The organism is Amycolatopsis sp. NPDC059021, from assembly GCF_042739895.1.
Lineage (GTDB): Bacteria > Actinomycetota > Actinomycetes > Mycobacteriales > Pseudonocardiaceae > Amycolatopsis.
Genome location: NZ_JBHYIQ010000059.1, coordinates 17,376 through 34,105, shown reverse-complemented (window position 1 = coordinate 34,105; position 16,730 = coordinate 17,376). Strand labels below are relative to the sequence as shown.

The following is a 16,730-nucleotide window of genomic DNA, read 5'->3' as shown; positions in this document are numbered from 1 at the left end:
CACCAAATCCACGCCATCCACCTTGTCTGGGGAAAACACCCGCATAACCGCGAGAGTCGAAAGCACTTAGTTCACCCATTCGTGTCGCACATATGTTCTATCCGGCGCGGTATGATGGTGGTGTGTCCGGGAATCTGTCCACTCTGGAACCGCCGCAGGAGCTGTGGCGGCAATCCGGTCGTGAACTCGCCGACGAGGTGCGTACCCGACTGGAGTCCTTGTGGCGCCTGGACGCCGAACTCGGCCACTACCTCGCGGAGATCGACTCACGCGGCGCGTCCAAACTGTACGGGTACGGCTCCACCGCGGCGTGGTTCGCGCATGTGGGGCGGATGTCGCGTGGTGACGCCAAAAAGTATCTCGATCGGGCCCACGGGTTGAATCCCGGCCGTAACATCGACGGTACCGAACTCCCCGCGGTGGCGCCAGCAACCGGCGCCGCCGCACTCGACGGCGAGATCGGCCCGCACCACAGCGACCGTATTCTCCAGTTCCTGAAGAAGGTACCGAGCTTTGTGTCCGAAGAGGACAGAAGCAAGGCCGAGAAGATCCTTGTCGAACTGGCCCGCCACGCGACACCTCAGGAAGTGGTGAAGGCCGCTGACGAGTTGCTGGCGCGGATGGACCAGGACGGGAAGCCACCGAAGGACCCGGATCCGCCGGAACGGAAGCCGGAACTACGGGTACGACAGCGGAAAGACGGCTGGTTCGACATCGACGGACAGCTCGACCCCATCACCGGAACCCGGCTGAGCACCCTCCTCGACCCCCTGGCCCCACCCCGGCCTGCCGGGGAGGACAAGTGGCCGGACCTGCGGTCACCTTCCCAGCGGTACGGGGAAGCCTTCGGCGAGGCCGTCGCGATGCTCGCGAACGTGCCGGACGTGCCCGGCGGCGACCGCGCCCAGCTCCTGGTCACGGTGACCCTGGAGGATCTGAAGTCCAAGCTGGGCACCGCCTGCCTGGACATGGTCTCGCAGATCTCCGCCACCGAAGCCCGCATGCTCGCCTGCGACAGCCAGATCATCCCCGCAGTCCTCGGCACCAAGGGCGAACCCCTTGATCTCGGCAGAGCCAAGCGATTGGTCACCCCCGCACTACGCAAAGCGCTGATCATCCGGGACGGCGGCTGCGCTTTCCCGGGCTGTCATCGCAAGCCTCGGCATTGCGACGCCCACCATTTGCTCGAGTGGATGAACGGCGGACTCACCGTCCTCCGGAATCTCGTGCTGCTCTGCGGCGCACATCACCGACTCTTGCACAAAGCCGACTGGTCGGTCCGCATCGCCGAGGACGGACTCCCGGAGTTCATTCCGCCAGATTACGTGGATCCGTTACGCACACCCAGACGCAACATCCTCCACCTACCCATCACCGCATAGGTAGCTCTTTCCCACCATCCCCATTGAGGTTTTTCTCAGTGGGGATGGTGGGGGGTGTGTTGTGCTGGGTTGAGGCGTGGGCCCCTGGATTTGCGAAGATCAAGCCCGAGGATCCAGAGGACCCCACGTGATCACCCACAATGCCACCCTCAATGTGGCGCACGAGCTGACCCCGTTCCGGCAGGCGGTGCTGGTACTGCGCTGGTTCCGCGACACCATCCCCGGACACCGGCTCGCCACCGACCACAAGATCAGCATCGCCACCGCCTACCGCTACCTGCACGAAGGCATCACCGCCCTGGCCACCCACGCCCCCGACCTACAGCAGATCCTCGCCGACCGTCACACCCCGGGGCGACACGCACGTGATCCTGGACGGCACCCTCATCCACACCGACCGCGTCACGGCCACCACCACCAAAACCAAAGGGAAAACCGCGGCCAGACCGTGCACCTGTGGTACTCCGGCAAACACCGCGCCTTCGGCGGCAACATCCCATTCCTGACCACCCCCGACGGGTCCCCCCCCCTCTGGATCTCCGACGTCGTGCCCGGCTCCCGCAACGACCTCGGCGCCGCCCGCCACCTCAACAGCACCGACCCACTCTGCGCCACCGCCCGCCACGGCCTGAAACCCCGGCCGCCAAGGCCAGCCACCCCCCGCACACCGACAACCTGCACCACACCCGCCTACGCGCCCTCAGCGAACGCGCCATCTCCACCCTCACAACACGCTGGAAAACCCTTACCCACCACGAACACACAACCCCAATCTGCCATTCGCGACATCGCCCACCTGCCCGGACGCCGGTGGCGGGGGTGCCGCGCTGCGGCCCTGGGCGTCCCGAACGCTCCGTTCGGGACGTTCATCGTCGGCAACGGAGCGTTCGCGACGCCCGAACGGAAGCTGGGCGATCAGCGGAGGTCAGGACTGCTGTTCGGTCATCCGTAACCACGTGGCGCGGGTGATCGCGTACTCGACCTCACCTTGGGCGATGCCGGGGACCAGATTCTCGTCGCCTCCGGAACACGGGAAGGCGCGGACGAACGAGAGCCCGGCGGCGGCCATGGTGGCACGCGAAGGCGTGTTGACGGCCAGCGTCTGCGCGAAGACGCGGTCGAGCCCGAGGTCGGCGAAGCCGTAGCGGAGGAGTTCGCGCGCGCCCTCGGTGGCGTAGCCGCGGCGCCATCGGCGGCGCAGCAGCCGGAAACCGAGATCCGCCTCGCCGTCGACCTGGGGCTGATCCGGGCCGTGGGGCGGGCGCAGGAGCCACCAGCCGACGAACCCGTCCTCGGCGAAACCGGCCCACAGGCCGAGGCCGGGCACTTCGAGCGCGGCGGCGAGCCGGCGGCGGTGTGCCGCTTCGACTTCGGCGCGGGTGGAGGCCCGGCCGTCGAGATACCGCATCACCTCGGGATCGGAGTCCAGTTCGATCTCCCACTCGAGATGCTCGTCGGCCAGCGGCACGAGTTCGAGCCGTGGCGTGTGCAGAACGGGTTGTGTCATGCGCTGATCATCGCAACGGGGGCGACCCGGTCAAGCGGCGACCGTGGCTGATTCGGGACTTCCGGTGCCTTCGCGCGACGCGCTACGCTCGCTGACTGTGCCGGCACCGGCACCGGCTGCCCTGGCAGCGCGCACTATCACGGTGTCCACCGGCTGGGACGGTCACTGGGGGAATTGGGTTCGGGAAAATTCTTTCCCTAGGGTCCGTGTCCGTCACCCGATCAGATGAACCGAGTAGGTGCCGTGCCCGACCCCCTGCCGTCCGCCGCCGGCGCTCCGCCGACGGCGGTGCGCTCGGTGCCCGCCGCGTTGTGGCGCGCGATCCGCGCCGGCCGCTGGACCCTGGTCTGCGCGATCGTGGTGGTGCTGATCGTGTTCCTGGCCGTCGCGGCCGATCTGCTGACGCTGATCGAGGGGCAGAGCCTCCAGCCGGACATCGGGAACCTCGGGCCGACCGGGCTCCCGGCGGGCCCGCTCGGCGGGATCAGTACAGCGCACTGGTTCGGCGTCGAACCGCTGACCGGCATCGACCTGTTCGCGCTGGTCGCCCATGGCGCGCGGACCTCGCTGCTGGTCGGGCTCGGCGCGACCGTGCTCGCCACCCTGCTGGGCGTGCTGATCGGGGCGAGCGCCGGTTATCTCGGCGGCTGGTGGGACCGCGTGGTCACCTGGACCGCGGACGTGATCCTCGGATTCCCGTACCTGATCTTCATGATCGCGCTGGGCGCGGTCGCCCCGGTCGAGTTCCCGCGGCAGCTGCTGCTGATCGTGGTGCTGGGGCTGTTCGGCTGGCCGCGCGTCGCGCGGATCGTGCGGGCGCAGGCACTGACACTGAGCAAACGCGACTTCGTGTCGGCGGCGAAGGCGATGGGCGGCGGGCCGTGGCACGTGTTCTCCCGTGAGCTGCTTCCCAATCTGTGGGCGCCGATCATCGTCGTCGCGAGCCTCAGCATTCCGTCGATGATCGGCAGCGAGGCGGCGTTGTCGTTCCTCGGCGTCGGCGTGCTGCCGCCGACACCGAGCTGGGGACGCACCATCAGCACCGCGATCGACTACTTCCAGACCGATCCGATGTACCTGCTGTTCCCCGGCACGCTGCTGTTCCTGGTCACCCTCGCGTTCAACGTCGTCGGCGACGGCATCCGCGACACCCTCGACCCGCGGTCGGGAGGACGGGGCTGATGCGCACCGCCCGGTTCGTGCTGACCCGGTTCGCCGGGATGGCCCTCGTCCTGCTGATCGTCACCTTCATCACGTTCGTGGTGTTCTACCTGCTGCCCGCCGACCCGGCCCGGATGGCGTGCGGCCGGCCGTGCTCGCCCGAGAGTCTGGCGCTGGCCAAGGAGTTCATGGGCTTCGACGTGCCGTGGTACCGGCAGTTCCTCGACTTCGTCGCGGGCATCTTCGCCGGGCGGACGTTCGGCACCGGTGCCGCCGCGATCCAGTGCGCCGCACCGTGTTTCGGCTACGACTTCCAGAACAACGTCACGGTGCTGGCTGAGATCGGCGGCCGGATCGAGGTGAGTTTCTCGGTCGCGGCGGGGGCCGCGGTGCTCTGGATCGTCACCGGTGTCGGTCTCGGCGTGCTTTCCGCGCTGCGCCGCGGTACGGCGTGGGACCGGATCACCATGGGGATCGCGATGGCCGGGGTGTCGATGCCCGCCTACCTCGCCGGAATGATCGGCATCACGATCTTCGCGTTCGCATTGGACGTGGTGCCGAAGTCCGGCTACGTCCCGATCACCGAGAACCCGGTGCAATGGGCCTGGCATCTCGTGCTGCCGTGGCTGGTGCTGGCGTTCCTGCACGCCGCGATCTACGCCCGGCTGACCCGCGGCCAGATGCTGGAGACCCTGGGCGAGGACTTCATCCGCACCGCGCGGGCCAAGGGCCTCACCGAACGGAAGGTGATCGGCAGGCACGCGCTGCGCAATGTGCTGCTGCCGGTGATCACCGTGTTCGGCGTCGATCTCGGCGCGCTGCTCGCCGGAACCGTGATCACCGAACGGATCTTCGGGATGGCGGGCGTCGGCAGGCTGCTCGTCGACGGCATCGCCTCGATGAACCTGCCCGTCCTGCTCGGCGTGACGTTGTTCTCCGCCGTGCTCGTGACGATCGTGAACTTCCTTGTCGACCTGTGCTACGGCGCGCTCGATCCGCGAGCGCGGCTGACGTGAGAGGGGAACCCATGAACCGCGTGCTGAAGGTCGTCGCCGGGGTGGTGGTCGCGGCCACGGCGCTCACCGCCTGCGGTGCGAACGACCAGCCGTCGGGCCAGGGCGGGAGCGTGAAGCCGGGCGGCACGCTGTACCTGCTGTCCGACGCGCCTTCGCAGCAGTACGACCCGGCGAAGAGCTCGAACCTGGTGGTCTCGGCGCTCAGTTTCGTGCATCGCAGACTGACCTCGTGGAAGGTCGCGCCGGGGCAGGACACCACGATCGTCCCCGATCTGGCCACCGACACCGGTACGCCGAGCGACGGCGGCAAGACCTGGACCTTCACCCTGAAGGACAACCTGAAATACAGCGACGGCACGCCGATCAAGGCCGAGGACGTCAAATGGGGGCTCGAGCGGTCGTTCGCCGCCGCGTTCTCCGGCGGCCTCAGCTACCACAAGGATCTGCTCTCGCCGGGGCTGGCGTACAAGGGTCCCTTCGACGGCGGCAAGGAGCTGGACACGATCCAGACCCCGGATGCCAAGACCATCGTCTTCCACCTGTCCCGTCCTTACGGTGACTGGAACTGGGTCGCCAGCACGCCCGCGTTCGCGCCGGTGCCGAAGGGCAAGGGCGCCGAGCCGAACTACGGCGAGCACCCGATCACGTCCGGGCCGTACCAGGTGGAGAAGTACGAGCGCGGCAAGGAGGGCAGGCTGGTCCGCAACCCGAACTGGGACCGCAAGACCGACGACACGCGCCAGGCGAACCCGGACACCATCGTGACCCAGCTCGGCCAGGACACCACGGTGATCTCCAAGCGGCTGATCGACGACAGCGGCAACGACCAGGCCGCGTTCGGCCTCTCCTTCGCCTCGCCCGCCCAGCTGGCGCAGATCCAGGCCAACGCCTCGGCGAAGTCCCGGCTGGTCACCTCGGAATCCGGTGCGCTGGCCTACCTTTCGCTGAACACCCAGCGCGGCAAGCTGGCCGACCCCAAGGTGCGCAAGGCTTTCCAGTACGCCGTGGACAAGGCCGCCTACCAGGTCGCGAGCGCGGGCAGCGCCCGGCTGGCCGGGGACATCGCGACCACGCTGATCACCCCCGGCATCGCCGGCCGCGAGCAGTTCGACCTGTACCCGGCGAAACCGGAAGGCGATCCGGAGAAGGCCAAGCAGTTGCTGGCCGAGGCGGGCCTGCCGAACGGGCTCGACGGGCTGGTGCTGGCGACGAAGAACGAGAACAGCTTCCCGGAGAAGGCCGCCGCGATCCAGGCCTCGCTCGCCAGGGCGGGCATCAAGATCACCATCAAGGCGCTGGACGAGGACACCTATACGTCCGAAGTGGACACCAAGGGCCTCTCGGACTTCGACCTGACGCTGGCCTCGTGGCAGCCGGACATCCCGAGCGCCAACGCCAACATCCAGCCGCTGTTCCAGTCGACCGAGATCGGCAACGGCGGGTACAACGAATCGCGGTACAACAACCCCGACGTGGATCGGCTGATCACCGAGGCGCAGGCCACGATCGATCCGGCGGCCGCCGCGAAGAAGTGGGTCGAGCTGGACAAGAAGATCCTCGCCGATTCGGCGGTCGTGCCGCTCATCTACACCCGTAACTCGTTCCTGCACGGGTCCAAGTTCGGCAACGTCGTGATCGGCCGGTTCCCCGCCTACGCCGATCACCGGCAGTTCGGGCTGATCCAGTGACCGGCGCCTCGCCGACCGAGTCGGCCCGGCCGGGCGGCGAGGCCGCTTTGCTGGAACTGCGGGACGTCTCGGTCTCGTTCGGGACGACGCGGGCGGTGCGCTCGGTCCGCTACACGGTGGCCGCGGGGGAAGTCGTCGCCGTGGTCGGGGAGTCCGGCTCGGGCAAGACCGTCACCGCGATGTCGTTGCTGGGCCTGCTCCCGGCGAACGCGGAGGTGACCGGCCGGGCGCTGCTGGCGGGGCGGGACCTGTTCGCGATGACCGCGGCCGAGTTGCGGGCGGTGCGCGGCAACGACGTCGGCATGGTGTTCCAGGAACCCATGAGCGCGCTGAACCCGGTGTTCTCCATCGGTGATCAGCTGGTGGAGGCCATCCGGGTGCACCAGCCGGTCTCGCCCGCAGAGGCCAGGCGCAAGGCGATCGACCTGCTCGGGCTCGTCGGGCTTCCCGCGCCGGAGCAGCGTTTCCGGTCGTATCCGCACGAACTGTCCGGCGGGCAGTTGCAGCGGGTCGTGATCGCGATGGCGGTCGCGAACGAGCCGAGCCTCCTCGTCGCGGACGAGCCGACCACGGCGCTGGACGTCACCGTGCAGGCCGAAATCCTCGAACTGCTGCGGGATCTGGGCCGGCGCCTCGGCACGGCGATCCTGCTGATCACCCACGACATGGGCGTGGTCGCGGATCTCGCCGACCGCGTCGTGGTGATGTACGACGGCCAGGTCGTCGAGCAGAACGACGTCAGCTCGATCTTCACCGCACCGCGCGAGGAGTACACGCGACAGCTCCTCGGCTCGGTCGTCTCCCTCGGCGCGGTCGCCACCGAAGGCGTGGAGCGCGCGCTGTCGGCCGAACCGGTGCTCGTGCCGGGACACACTGCGCCGTTCGTTACTAATTCGACCACAGCCACGGCGGAAACGGGTACCTACGAGCAGGTCGGCTGCGGCCCGTATCCGCCTACTTTTGATCGGATTAGTAACGTCGCCGCGGAACACCCGGCCACGCGGTCGGTCCCCGACGTTCCGGCGGAGTCGCCCCTGCTGACCGTCGAAGACCTGTCCGTCACCTACCGGGGCCGGTTCCGGTCGCTGGCCGTCCGCGCCGCCGACGGCGTGAGCCTGCACGTGGAGCCGGGGGAGATCCTCGGGCTGGTCGGCGAATCCGGCTCGGGGAAGAGCACCGTGGCCGGCGCCGTCACCGGCCTGATCCCGCCCACCGCGGGCACGGTCCGGATCGGCGGCGCCGATCTCGCCCGCGTCCGGGGGCGGGCGGCGAAGGCACTGCGGCGGCGGATCGGCGTGGTCTTCCAGGATCCGTTGTCGGCGCTCAATCCCCGGATGCCGGCCGGGGCGAGCGTGGCGGCCCCGATCCGGCTGCACCGCCTGCTGCGTGGGTCCGAAGTGGACAGACGCGTCGCGGAACTGTTCGACGCCGTCCAGCTTTCGCCGGCGCTGCGCACGCGGTACCCGCACGAATTGTCCGGCGGGCAGCGCCAGCGCGTCTGCATCGCGAGGGCGCTGGCCCTGCGGCCCGATCTGCTGGTGGCCGACGAGCCGACGAGTGCCCTCGACGTCACCATCCAGGCCCGTGTCCTGGCGCTGCTGCGCTCGCTGCAGGACGAATTCGGGTTCGCCTGCCTGTTCATCAGCCACGACCTCGCGGTGATCGAGCAACTCGCCACCCGGGTCGCCGTGATGCACCGCGGGCACGTCGTCGAACAGGGCCCGACGAAGGCGGTGCTCACCGCGCCGGTCCATCCCTACACCCAGCGGCTGCTGTCGGCCGCGCCGGTCGCCGACCCCGCGGCGCAGCGTCGCCGCCGCGAGGCGTGGCGCGAACTCGGACAGCGCTCCCTGTGACAGGTGCGGGGTAATCCTCGGTCTGCGACGAAATTGTGAAAGCGGCCTGGCCGGCGCTACGATATCCGATGTGTGACACCGGAACCCTTTCGGTCCCATTCGGTTGCGGAGTGCACAATGAATCGCCCGGTACGGCAGGGGCGGTATCGCGAAAGGTTTCGAGAATAGCGGCGAAGATCGTTGACCCGACCCCTATTTTCGACCCCCTATCCCGGTTCTTGTTGGGGGATTTGTCGGATGTTGACGTTGTGGAAAGCTGCTGCTAGCGTCAATGGTGGCCCGGATGCGTCATCTGGCATCGAGAATTGGGCCGTAACTCCTCTCAGTTCTGTCGAGAGCGTTTACTGACGTATTTATTCTCGTGAGAAATGGAGTATGCGAATGCATTCTGCGAACAGCGTCAAGCGTGTCGCGGGCGTGGTGGCCGTAGCCGCGGCGGCCTTCGGGATCGCCGTGGCAGGCGGGTCCTCCGCGGCGGCGGCGCCGGCGCCGGACGCGCCGCAGGTCACGGTGTCGCCGTCGACGAATCTTTCCGAAGGGACTCCCATCACTGTCACCGTCTCCGGTTTCAAGGCCGCGCAGAAGGTGCACTTCTCGGAGTGCGCGGAGATCGGCGGCGCGAACGTGTGCGATCACGATGGTTCGGGGCAGATCACCACGGACGGGAATGGTGGTGGTTCCTCGGCGAGCGTGGCGCACAAGACGTTCGTCGGCTACCTCGACAACGGGACGAAGTGGGGAACCGTCGACTGCAAGACGGCCGAGCACGGCTGTTATGTCGGCGCCGGTGCCGATGACGGAACGGGCGCGACGACGGTGATTTCGTTCAGCTGATATCCCTGATCCGGGCGCTTTCCACGCGGCATGGGGAATTCTTCGGGATTCGCACGCCGACGTGGGGAGTGCCTGCCCCGGGCAGTGGGGCACGTCGTCGCCGGGGCCGGGTTTCCCGGCTGTCGAAGGGGAAACCGGCCGGGGAAGGACGACGTGCCCCCTGTCGGGACGGGGGCCGCCCTTGGCCGCCCGGCCGCGTCGCCGTTCGCGCCGTGCGAACGGCGAGGGTGCCGGAAACGCCGGAAATAGGGGTTGTGCGGTCGCCTTCCTGCAGTAGGGTTCAACGCTGACACGTCGACTGGGGCGGGCTGTCGATCCTGATGCGGGAGCGTCGGCAGGCGTGTGATGGGGGCGTTTGTGTGCGATACGTTGAGTACGACGACGCGCTGAAGATTCTGTGTGCGCTGGACGGGGGAGCGGCGGGAGGCGGTCTGGTCATCGTCAGCGGAAGCCTGGCGAGTGGCAAGACGAGCCTGCTGCACGAGTTCTCCCAGCATTCGGCCGAGGCGGGAATGGTCTCGTTGACGGCGGTCGGTTCCGCCGCCGAGAGTACCTTGCAGTTCGCCGTCATCGAGCAGATGTTCCGCGGCATGGGCACGCCTGACGAAGAGCGCCTGCTGGCATTGCTGGCGAGGGCGTCGGCCGTCGTCGAGGACAGTGAGCATGTCCTCGGCAGCACTAAGGTCAGTGATCCGGAGGTGCTCGCGACGGCCCGCGAGATGGGTAAAGTGCTGTCGGCAATGGCGCGCGAGCGAATCGTGTCCATCGCGGTCGACGACATTCATTTCGTCGACCGCATGTCGATGTGGCTGCTGTTGTATCTCTGGCGCCGGCTGCGGTCGGCGAGCGTGCGGATGGTCGTCAGCGAGTGGGTGTGGCCGCGGCCGACGCTGGCCGAGTTCCAGGTGGAACTGTCCCGGTTCCCGCACCGGCGGCTGCGGCTGGGCCCGATGAGCGAGGACAGCATCACCAGGTTCGCGAAGGGCCGTGTCCCCGCGGACGAGGCCGCAGACGTCGCCGCTGCCGTGCACCGGCTGAGTTCGGGCAACCCGCTGCTGGTGAACGCGCTCGTCCGGGAGTACGAGCAGGCCCGCAGGGGCGGTGCCATCGCGGGAACCGGTGCCGAGCTGACGGCGTCGGACGCCCAGCTCGGCGAGGACGTGGTGGCGTGCCTGCGCCGGTGGGGACCCCAGGTGCTCGACGTCGCCAGGGGACTCGCGGTGCTCGGTGAACGGGCCACCCCCGCGGGGGTCAGCAGGCTGATCGGGCGGCGCGCCGGTGTCGTCGAGCAGATCATGGAGATCCTGGCCACGGCGGGTTTCGCCGACGAAACGGGGCTGCGGCAGCCCGCGGCCCGCAAGGCCGTCCTGGCGGGCCTTCCCGCTCGCCGGCAAGCCGGCCTGCACGCCGAGGCCGCGCGCGTGCTGTACGCCGCGAACGCTCCCGCGCCGGCGGTCGCCGGTCATCTCGTCGCCGCGGGCCCCGTCCCCGGCGCGTGGGTCGTCCCGGTGCTGCGCGAGGCGGCGGAGCGGGCCTTGCGCAACGACGACGACGAATTCGCGGTCTGCTGTCTCGAACTCGCCGCGGGATCCGTGGACGGTGACGCCGAACCCGCGACGCGGGCCGCGCTCGTCGCGGGCATCGCCCGTGCCGCGTGGCGGAGTCATCCCTCACTGGCCGCACCGCATCGCGGCGCGCTGCACGCGGCGGCGCTGGCGGGCGACCTGTCGGCGCACGACAGGGTTTCCGCGTTGCGGCACGCGTTGTGGTTCGGCGACGAACCCGCCGCCGAGGAGGTGCTGGCCACGTTCGACCGGGCGGGCCGGGACGCCGACGCCCAGCTGGCCGTGCGGGCGCGCCTGATGTATCGCTGGGTCTACGGCGCGCCGCGGAACGAGCCGGAGGCCACCCGGCAAGCGGGGACGATCGGCACCGTGTGGACGCACGGGGTCACGGAGGCCACCGTCGCGCATGCCGAGCGGGTGCTGCACAGCGGCGTCCTCGCCGACACCACCGTCGAGACGCTCGGCACCGCGTTGCTCGTACTCGCCCTCGGCGCCGGCTACGGCAAGGTGACCGCCGCGGCCGAGCAGCTCCTGGCGGAGGCGGGACGCCGGACGGCCCGGGTCTGGCAGGCCGTGCTGACCGAGGTGACGGCTCGCATCGCGTTGCTGCGCGGGGAAATACCGGAGGCCGCGCGGCTGGCCTCGGAGGCGCTGGAGGTGCTCCCCGCCGAGGAATGGGGTGTGTGCGTCGGGTGGCCGCTGGGCACTCTCACACTCGCGCTCACGACGCTGGGGCAGCACGAGCGTGCCGGTGAGGTCGTGCGCGTCCCGGCACCCGACGCGATGAGCGGTACCTTGCCCGGCATCTGGTATCAGCGCGCCGTCGGGCACCACCGGCTGGCCACCGGCCGGATTCTCGCCGCCGTGAGCGACTTCCGCGACTGCGGCGAGCTCATCGCCCAGCGGCGCATCGACGTGCCCGAGCTGTTTCCGTGGCGTGGTGATCTCGCCGAGGCGACGCTGCAGCTCGGGCGGCGTGCCGAGGCCCGCTCGCTCGCCGCCGACCAGCTGGGCATGCTCGGGCAGCCGGTGACCGGGGCGCGCGGCGGCTCGCTCCTGCTGCTGGCCGCCTGCAGCGAACCCGCCAAACGCGTCGGGCTGCTGCGCCAGGCGGTGGAGGCGGCGGAGGCCGCGGGCGACGGGTTCCACCTGGTCCGGGCATTGACCGAGCTGAGCAAGGCGCATCAGGAGGCGGGGGAGTCCGAGCGTGCCCGCGCCGTCGCCAAGCGCGCGGCGGAGGAGGCGGCCTACCAGGGACACGCCGTACCCGAGCCGGCGCGGCCACCGCGGCGGCCCGAGGTGGCCGGGGACCCGCTGGCCGTGCTCAGCGGTGCCGAGTTGCGGGTCGCCCGGCTGGCGGGCCGGGGACACAGCAACATCGAGATCGGCGGAAAGCTGTTCCTGACGGTCAGCACGGTGGAACAGCACCTGACGCGGGTATATCGCAAGCTGGGGGTGGCCAGCAGGCGCGAGCTGGCCACCCTGGTCGGCCCGGCGCACCTGGCCGAATGACCGGTCGGTCCTTCTCACATCCGCCCTAGCGCACTTTCGACGGCGGGAACGGATACATACTGTCCCGTCAAAGTCACCTCCCGTGAGATTCGCATACCGGTTGTAACATGACATGGAGCTGCTGCGATTCGCCCGATAGGGGATATTTGGGGGAATTGAGCTGAAAGCGACTTCATAGTTTTTGCTAGGGGGAGCATAAATGGTTCGATTGCGTCATTCGGAAGCGCTGAATCAACTGAGCGGGCTCGCCGCCGACGCTTTCAATGAAAGTGGGACCCTGGTCGTCGTCCGCGGTGGGCCGGGAAGCGGAAAGACGAAGCTTGTCCACGATTTCGCCGGTATCGTGGCCGATACCGGCGCGTTGTTCCTCGGTGCCGCGGGCGCGCGAGCCGAAACGAACATCAGATCCGGCATCATCGATCAATTGTTTTACGGCGGGGGATTGCCGGCCGAGGTGACCGCGCGGGCCTGGGAGCTGCTCGCGACGGACGAGCGGGACCGGGTCGGCAAACACGAAATGCGGCTCACTCGCGAACTGTGCGCCGTACTGCTGGAACTGGCGAAGGGCTGGCCATTGGTCATCGCCGTCGACGATGTCCATTTCGGTGATCCGCAGTCCCAGCAATTGCTGCTCTCGTTGCAGCGGCGGCTCGCCTCGGCACCCATCCTCCTGGTGGTCACCATGTGGGACCGCCCGCACGTGCCCGACCCGCTGTTCATCGCCGAGCTGACCCGCCGTCCGCACCATCACATCCGGCTCGCCCGGCTGGGTGTCGAGGAGGTCGCCCATCTGGCCGACGCCGCCGGCGCGGCCGAAACGCCCCTGCCCGCCGCCGACCTGCACCGCATCAGCGGCGGCAACGCCCTGCTGGCGCGTGCGCTCATCCTCGACCACAGCGTGGCCACCACCTTCGGGCAGGAAACGGTGGAGCGGCCCGTCGTGGGGATGGAGTTCCGGCACGCGGTGCTCGCCTGCCTGGGCCGCTGGGACGATCAGCTGCTCGACGTCGCCCGCGGTCTCGCCGTGTTCGGCTCGATGGGGCCCGAGCAGGTCGGCAGGCTCGTGGCGGTCACGGCCGAGGACGTCGAGCAGGCTTCGGCGGTTCTCGCCGAAGCCGGGTTCCTCGTCGATGGCCGCTTCCGCCACCCCGCCGTCCGTGACGCCGTGCTGGACTCGATGTCCGCCGACCAGCGCGCCGAACTGCACCAGCGCGCCGCCGACCTGCGGTACCGGCGCGGTGGCCCGGCGATCGACGTCGCCGAACACCTCGTCGCCGCCGAGCGGGTGCCTGCGGGCTGGGGTGTCGCGCTGCTCCGGGACGCCGGCGAGCAGGCGCTGGCGGGCGACCGGGTCCGGTTCGCGGTGCGCTGCCTCGGTCTCGCCCTCCGCGACTGCCGTGAGGAGGCCACCCGCACCGGCCTGACCGCGACCCTCGCACGCGCCCAGTGGCGTCTCGACCCGAACGAGGCCATGGCGCATCTGCCGGTGCTGCGCGCCGCCATGAGCGACGACTCGATCTCCGGGCGTGACGTGCTCAGCGCGATCCGCAGCGTGCTGTGGACCGGGGACGCCGACGACATCGGCGAAGTGCTGCGGGTCGCCCGCGATCGCGGGCTGCTGCACGACCCGCTGACGGCCGCCGAACTCGGCCTGACCTACCGCCTTCTGCTCGGGACGTCGTCGGACGTCTTTCCCGACGACGATCCCGGTGACATAGCCGATCCGTGGACGCAGGCGGTGGTGGCACTGGCCGGGTTGTGGACCCATGGTGCCGCGGAGGAGGCGGCGGCCAGTGCCGAGCAGATCCTGCGGAGCTACTGCCTGGGAGACGGCACGATGGCGGTGGTGTCGAGCGCCTTGTTCGCGCTGGCCTTCGCCAACCGCCCGGACAGCGCCGCGGCGTGGTGCGACAAGCTGATCGACGAGGCGAAGCGGCGCGGCTCGCCCACCTGGTGCGCCATCTTCCAGTACATCCGCGCCGAAGCCGCCCTGCGCGCGGGTGACCTGCTCGCCGCGGAAGCCGCCATCACCGCCGTGGTGAACCCCACCGCGGCCAGGACCTGGGGTGCGTTCGTCGGTTACCCGGTCGCCGTCGCGCTCGGCGTCTACGACCGGCTCGGCAGGCACGAGGAGGCGGCCGCGGTGCTCGCGGCGGTACCGGTGCCGAAGTCGATGCACACCACGGTCCCCGGAATGCGCTATCTGCTCGCCCGTGGCCATCACATGCTGGCCACCGACCGCGTGTTCGCCGCGGTCCACGACTTCGAGACCGTCGGCCGCTTCGCCCGCAAGGGAAAGGTGGACTTCCCGCCGTTGCTGCCGTGGCGCGCCGGCCTCGCCATGGCCTACCTCCGTCTCAAGCGGACGGCGGAGGCACACGAGTTCCTCACCCAGCAACTCGGCAGGGGCGCCTATCTCGACGCCAGGACCAAAGGCATCAGCCTGCGCCTGCTGGCCCAGACCGGTGATCCGGCCCGCAGGCCCGCCCTGCTCGAACAGGCGGTGGCCGCCCTGCGCGAATCGGGCGACCGTCACGAACTGGGGCGCGCCCTCGCCGATCTCAGCGGGGTCTACCGGCAACTCGGCGAGCACAACCGGGCCGAGCAGACCGCACGCGCGGCCACCGCGGAGAAGAAGGCCTCCCTGGCCGCCCCGGCGGGCGGCAGGCCCAAGCCCAAGCTGGCCACGGCGGTCGCCGCGCCGGTCGATCTCCGCCGGACAGCCGAGCCCGCCTTCCGCGCTTCGCTGAGCAAGGCGGAACGCCGGGTCGCGCAATTGGCCGCCAAGGGGCACTCCAACCGGGAGATCGCCCGCTCCCTCTACATCACCGTCAGCACGGTCGAGCAGCACCTGACCCGCGTCTACCGCAAACTCCGCACGAACAACCGCGCCGAACTCTCGACCGTGCTCGACTCCGCGTGATCGGGAGCAAACCCCTACGGCCGGGCACACCGGAAAATAAGGGGTCGGACGCGGCGGGGGCGCTGCTACCTTTCGACGCGGTTTTCCGCAGCCGTGTTTTCCGTGCTTTTCCCGTGCTGCCCGGCCTCTTTTCCGGTGCTTTCTGGGGGTGCCCATGCGTGTACTGTTCGCGACAGCGCCGGAACGGGAGCGGCTGTACAACCTCGTGCCGATCGCGTGGGCGTTGCGGGCGGCGGGACACGAGGTGCAGATCGCGGGGCGCCGCGATTTCACCCCGGTGATCAACCGCGCCGGGGTGGTGGCGATCGAGCTGGACGATGCCGGGCACGCCGCCGCGGACTCCCGGTCCGTCGACGACCTGATCGGCCATGCCCGGCGATGGGCACCCGATCTGATCGTCTGGGACGAACTGATGCCCGCCGCGCCGGTGGCCGCGCGGGTCGCGGGTGTGCCCAGCGTGCGCGTGCTCACCGGGGCGGACGAGCCGGTCGTGACAGCGGACGGATTCCGCCGCCGGATGGGCGCGGATTTCGGCCGGTTCGGCCTGACCGCGGACCAGGGCCTGGTCGAGGGCGAGGCGACGCTGGATCCGACGCCGCGGTCGCTGCGGCCGCCGGGCGCCGGCGATCACCTCGCCGTGCGGTTCGTGCCCTACGCCGGGCCCGCCGAGGTGGCGGCGTGGCTGCGGCGGTCACCCCGACGGCCCCGATTGTGTTTGGCATCAGTGACTTCCGAAGCGCTGGCGACGGTGTTCGGCGCGGTCGCCGCACTCGACGTCGAGGTGGTCTGTACCACCGGGACGGCCGGGCTGCCCGCGGGCGCCGCCGTGCCGGACAACGTCCGGCCGGTGGAATCCGTGGCGTGGAGCCCGTTGCTGTCCACCTGTTCGGCCGTGGTGCACGGCGGCGGGGCGAGCCAGGCGCTCGCCGCGGTGAGCCATCGGCTGCCGCAGCTGGTCGTCGGTCCGGAAACCGGGCTGGTGACACGGATCGAACGCGCGGGCGCCGCGCTGACGGCCCGCGCTGACATCTCGTCCGCCGTCACGAGGCTGCTCGAGGACGAGGCGTTGCGAGCCGCCGCGGACCGGCTCGGCGAAGAGCTGTCGCAGGCGCCTGCCCCGGCCGGGCTGGTCGCCGAACTGACCGGTCTCGCCCGCTCGTTTTAGGGGCTGCCGCGCGCGCGGGCTGTGGTTGACTTCCTCTCACCGAATCGGATTCCCGGTTCGTCGGTGGCTTTCATTGCCGGGGGGATATCAATCGAATCCGCTGTCCCGGTGTGCCCGCGGC

At 69.6% G+C, this 16,730-nt stretch carries 11 protein-coding genes; 10 read left to right on the top strand and 1 reads right to left on the bottom strand.

The annotated features are described in order from the left end of the window. The first annotated feature begins 122 nt into the window (after nucleotides 1–122). Together ACFWX1_RS29710 and ACFWX1_RS29705 are read left to right on the top strand one after the other, a co-directional pair. Nucleotides 123–1,382 (top strand): DUF222 domain-containing protein, encoded by a 1,260-nt coding sequence (locus tag ACFWX1_RS29710; RefSeq protein ID WP_378392870.1) that lies wholly within the window; start codon nucleotides 123–125, stop codon nucleotides 1,380–1,382. A 127-nt stretch (nucleotides 1,383–1,509) separates the two neighbouring features. Continuing rightward, a complete protein-coding gene (locus ACFWX1_RS29705; protein WP_378392868.1) occupies nucleotides 1,510–2,334 on the top strand; it encodes a hypothetical protein in 825 nt (274 codons plus the stop codon). On the opposite strand, the gene ACFWX1_RS29700 is transcribed toward ACFWX1_RS29705, so the two are convergent. Then, the gene (locus ACFWX1_RS29700; RefSeq protein ID WP_378392866.1) at nucleotides 2,308–2,889 is read right to left on the bottom strand and encodes a GNAT family N-acetyltransferase; all 582 of its coding nucleotides are present in this window, start codon (nucleotides 2,887–2,889) and stop codon (nucleotides 2,308–2,310) included. The genes ACFWX1_RS29705 and ACFWX1_RS29700 overlap by 27 nt on opposite strands. 243 nt (nucleotides 2,890–3,132) lie before the next feature. Here ACFWX1_RS29700 and ACFWX1_RS29695 point away from each other — a divergent pair, with 243 nt between their 5' ends. The 8 genes from ACFWX1_RS29695 (at nucleotide 3,133) to ACFWX1_RS29660 (ending at nucleotide 16,609) form a co-directional block, all read left to right on the top strand. Next, nucleotides 3,133–4,071, top strand: coding sequence for an ABC transporter permease (locus tag ACFWX1_RS29695; RefSeq protein ID WP_378392864.1), 939 nt, complete (start codon nucleotides 3,133–3,135; stop codon nucleotides 4,069–4,071). Continuing rightward, nucleotides 4,071–5,066, top strand: coding sequence for an ABC transporter permease (locus tag ACFWX1_RS29690; RefSeq protein ID WP_378392862.1), 996 nt, complete (start codon nucleotides 4,071–4,073; stop codon nucleotides 5,064–5,066). The genes ACFWX1_RS29695 and ACFWX1_RS29690 overlap by 1 nt, the downstream gene beginning before the upstream one ends. 11 nt (nucleotides 5,067–5,077) lie before the next feature. Next, nucleotides 5,078–6,754 (top strand): ABC transporter substrate-binding protein, encoded by a 1,677-nt coding sequence (locus ACFWX1_RS29685; protein ID WP_378392860.1) that lies wholly within the window; start codon nucleotides 5,078–5,080, stop codon nucleotides 6,752–6,754. Beyond that, the gene (locus tag ACFWX1_RS29680) at nucleotides 6,751–8,610 is read left to right on the top strand and encodes a dipeptide ABC transporter ATP-binding protein (RefSeq protein ID WP_378392858.1); all 1,860 of its coding nucleotides are present in this window, start codon (nucleotides 6,751–6,753) and stop codon (nucleotides 8,608–8,610) included. The genes ACFWX1_RS29685 and ACFWX1_RS29680 overlap by 4 nt, the downstream gene beginning before the upstream one ends. Nucleotides 8,611–8,991: 381 nt before the next feature. Then, nucleotides 8,992–9,444: an enediyne antibiotic chromoprotein gene (locus ACFWX1_RS29675; protein WP_378392856.1), complete on the top strand. Its 453-nt coding sequence runs from the start codon at nucleotides 8,992–8,994 to the stop codon at nucleotides 9,442–9,444. A 359-nt stretch (nucleotides 9,445–9,803) separates the two neighbouring features. Beyond that, nucleotides 9,804–12,521 carry a LuxR C-terminal-related transcriptional regulator gene (locus ACFWX1_RS29670; protein ID WP_378392854.1) on the top strand — a complete coding sequence of 906 codons (2,718 nt, stop codon included), beginning with the start codon at nucleotides 9,804–9,806 and terminating at the stop codon, nucleotides 12,519–12,521. A gap of 199 nt (nucleotides 12,522–12,720) precedes the next feature. After that, nucleotides 12,721–15,444 (top strand): LuxR C-terminal-related transcriptional regulator, encoded by a 2,724-nt coding sequence (locus ACFWX1_RS29665; RefSeq protein WP_378392852.1) that lies wholly within the window; start codon nucleotides 12,721–12,723, stop codon nucleotides 15,442–15,444. 154 nt (nucleotides 15,445–15,598) lie between these two features. Next, complete coding sequence (locus tag ACFWX1_RS29660) at nucleotides 15,599–16,609, top strand: nucleotide disphospho-sugar-binding domain-containing protein (RefSeq protein ID WP_378392850.1); 1,011 nt, start codon at nucleotides 15,599–15,601, stop codon at nucleotides 16,607–16,609. Nucleotides 16,610–16,730 lie beyond the last annotated feature (121 nt).

Coding starts and splice junctions, on each gene's coding strand:
- ACFWX1_RS29700 (WP_378392866.1), bottom strand. CDS start 2,889: ATGACACAACCCGTTCTGCACACGCCACGGCTCGAACTCGTGCCGCTG.
- ACFWX1_RS29690 (WP_378392862.1), top strand. CDS start 4,071: ATGCGCACCGCCCGGTTCGTGCTGACCCGGTTCGCCGGGATGGCCCTC.
- ACFWX1_RS29685 (WP_378392860.1), top strand. CDS start 5,078: ATGAACCGCGTGCTGAAGGTCGTCGCCGGGGTGGTGGTCGCGGCCACG.
- ACFWX1_RS29675 (WP_378392856.1), top strand. CDS start 8,992: ATGCATTCTGCGAACAGCGTCAAGCGTGTCGCGGGCGTGGTGGCCGTA.
- ACFWX1_RS29665 (WP_378392852.1), top strand. CDS start 12,721: ATGGTTCGATTGCGTCATTCGGAAGCGCTGAATCAACTGAGCGGGCTC.
- ACFWX1_RS29660 (WP_378392850.1), top strand. CDS start 15,599: ATGCGTGTACTGTTCGCGACAGCGCCGGAACGGGAGCGGCTGTACAAC.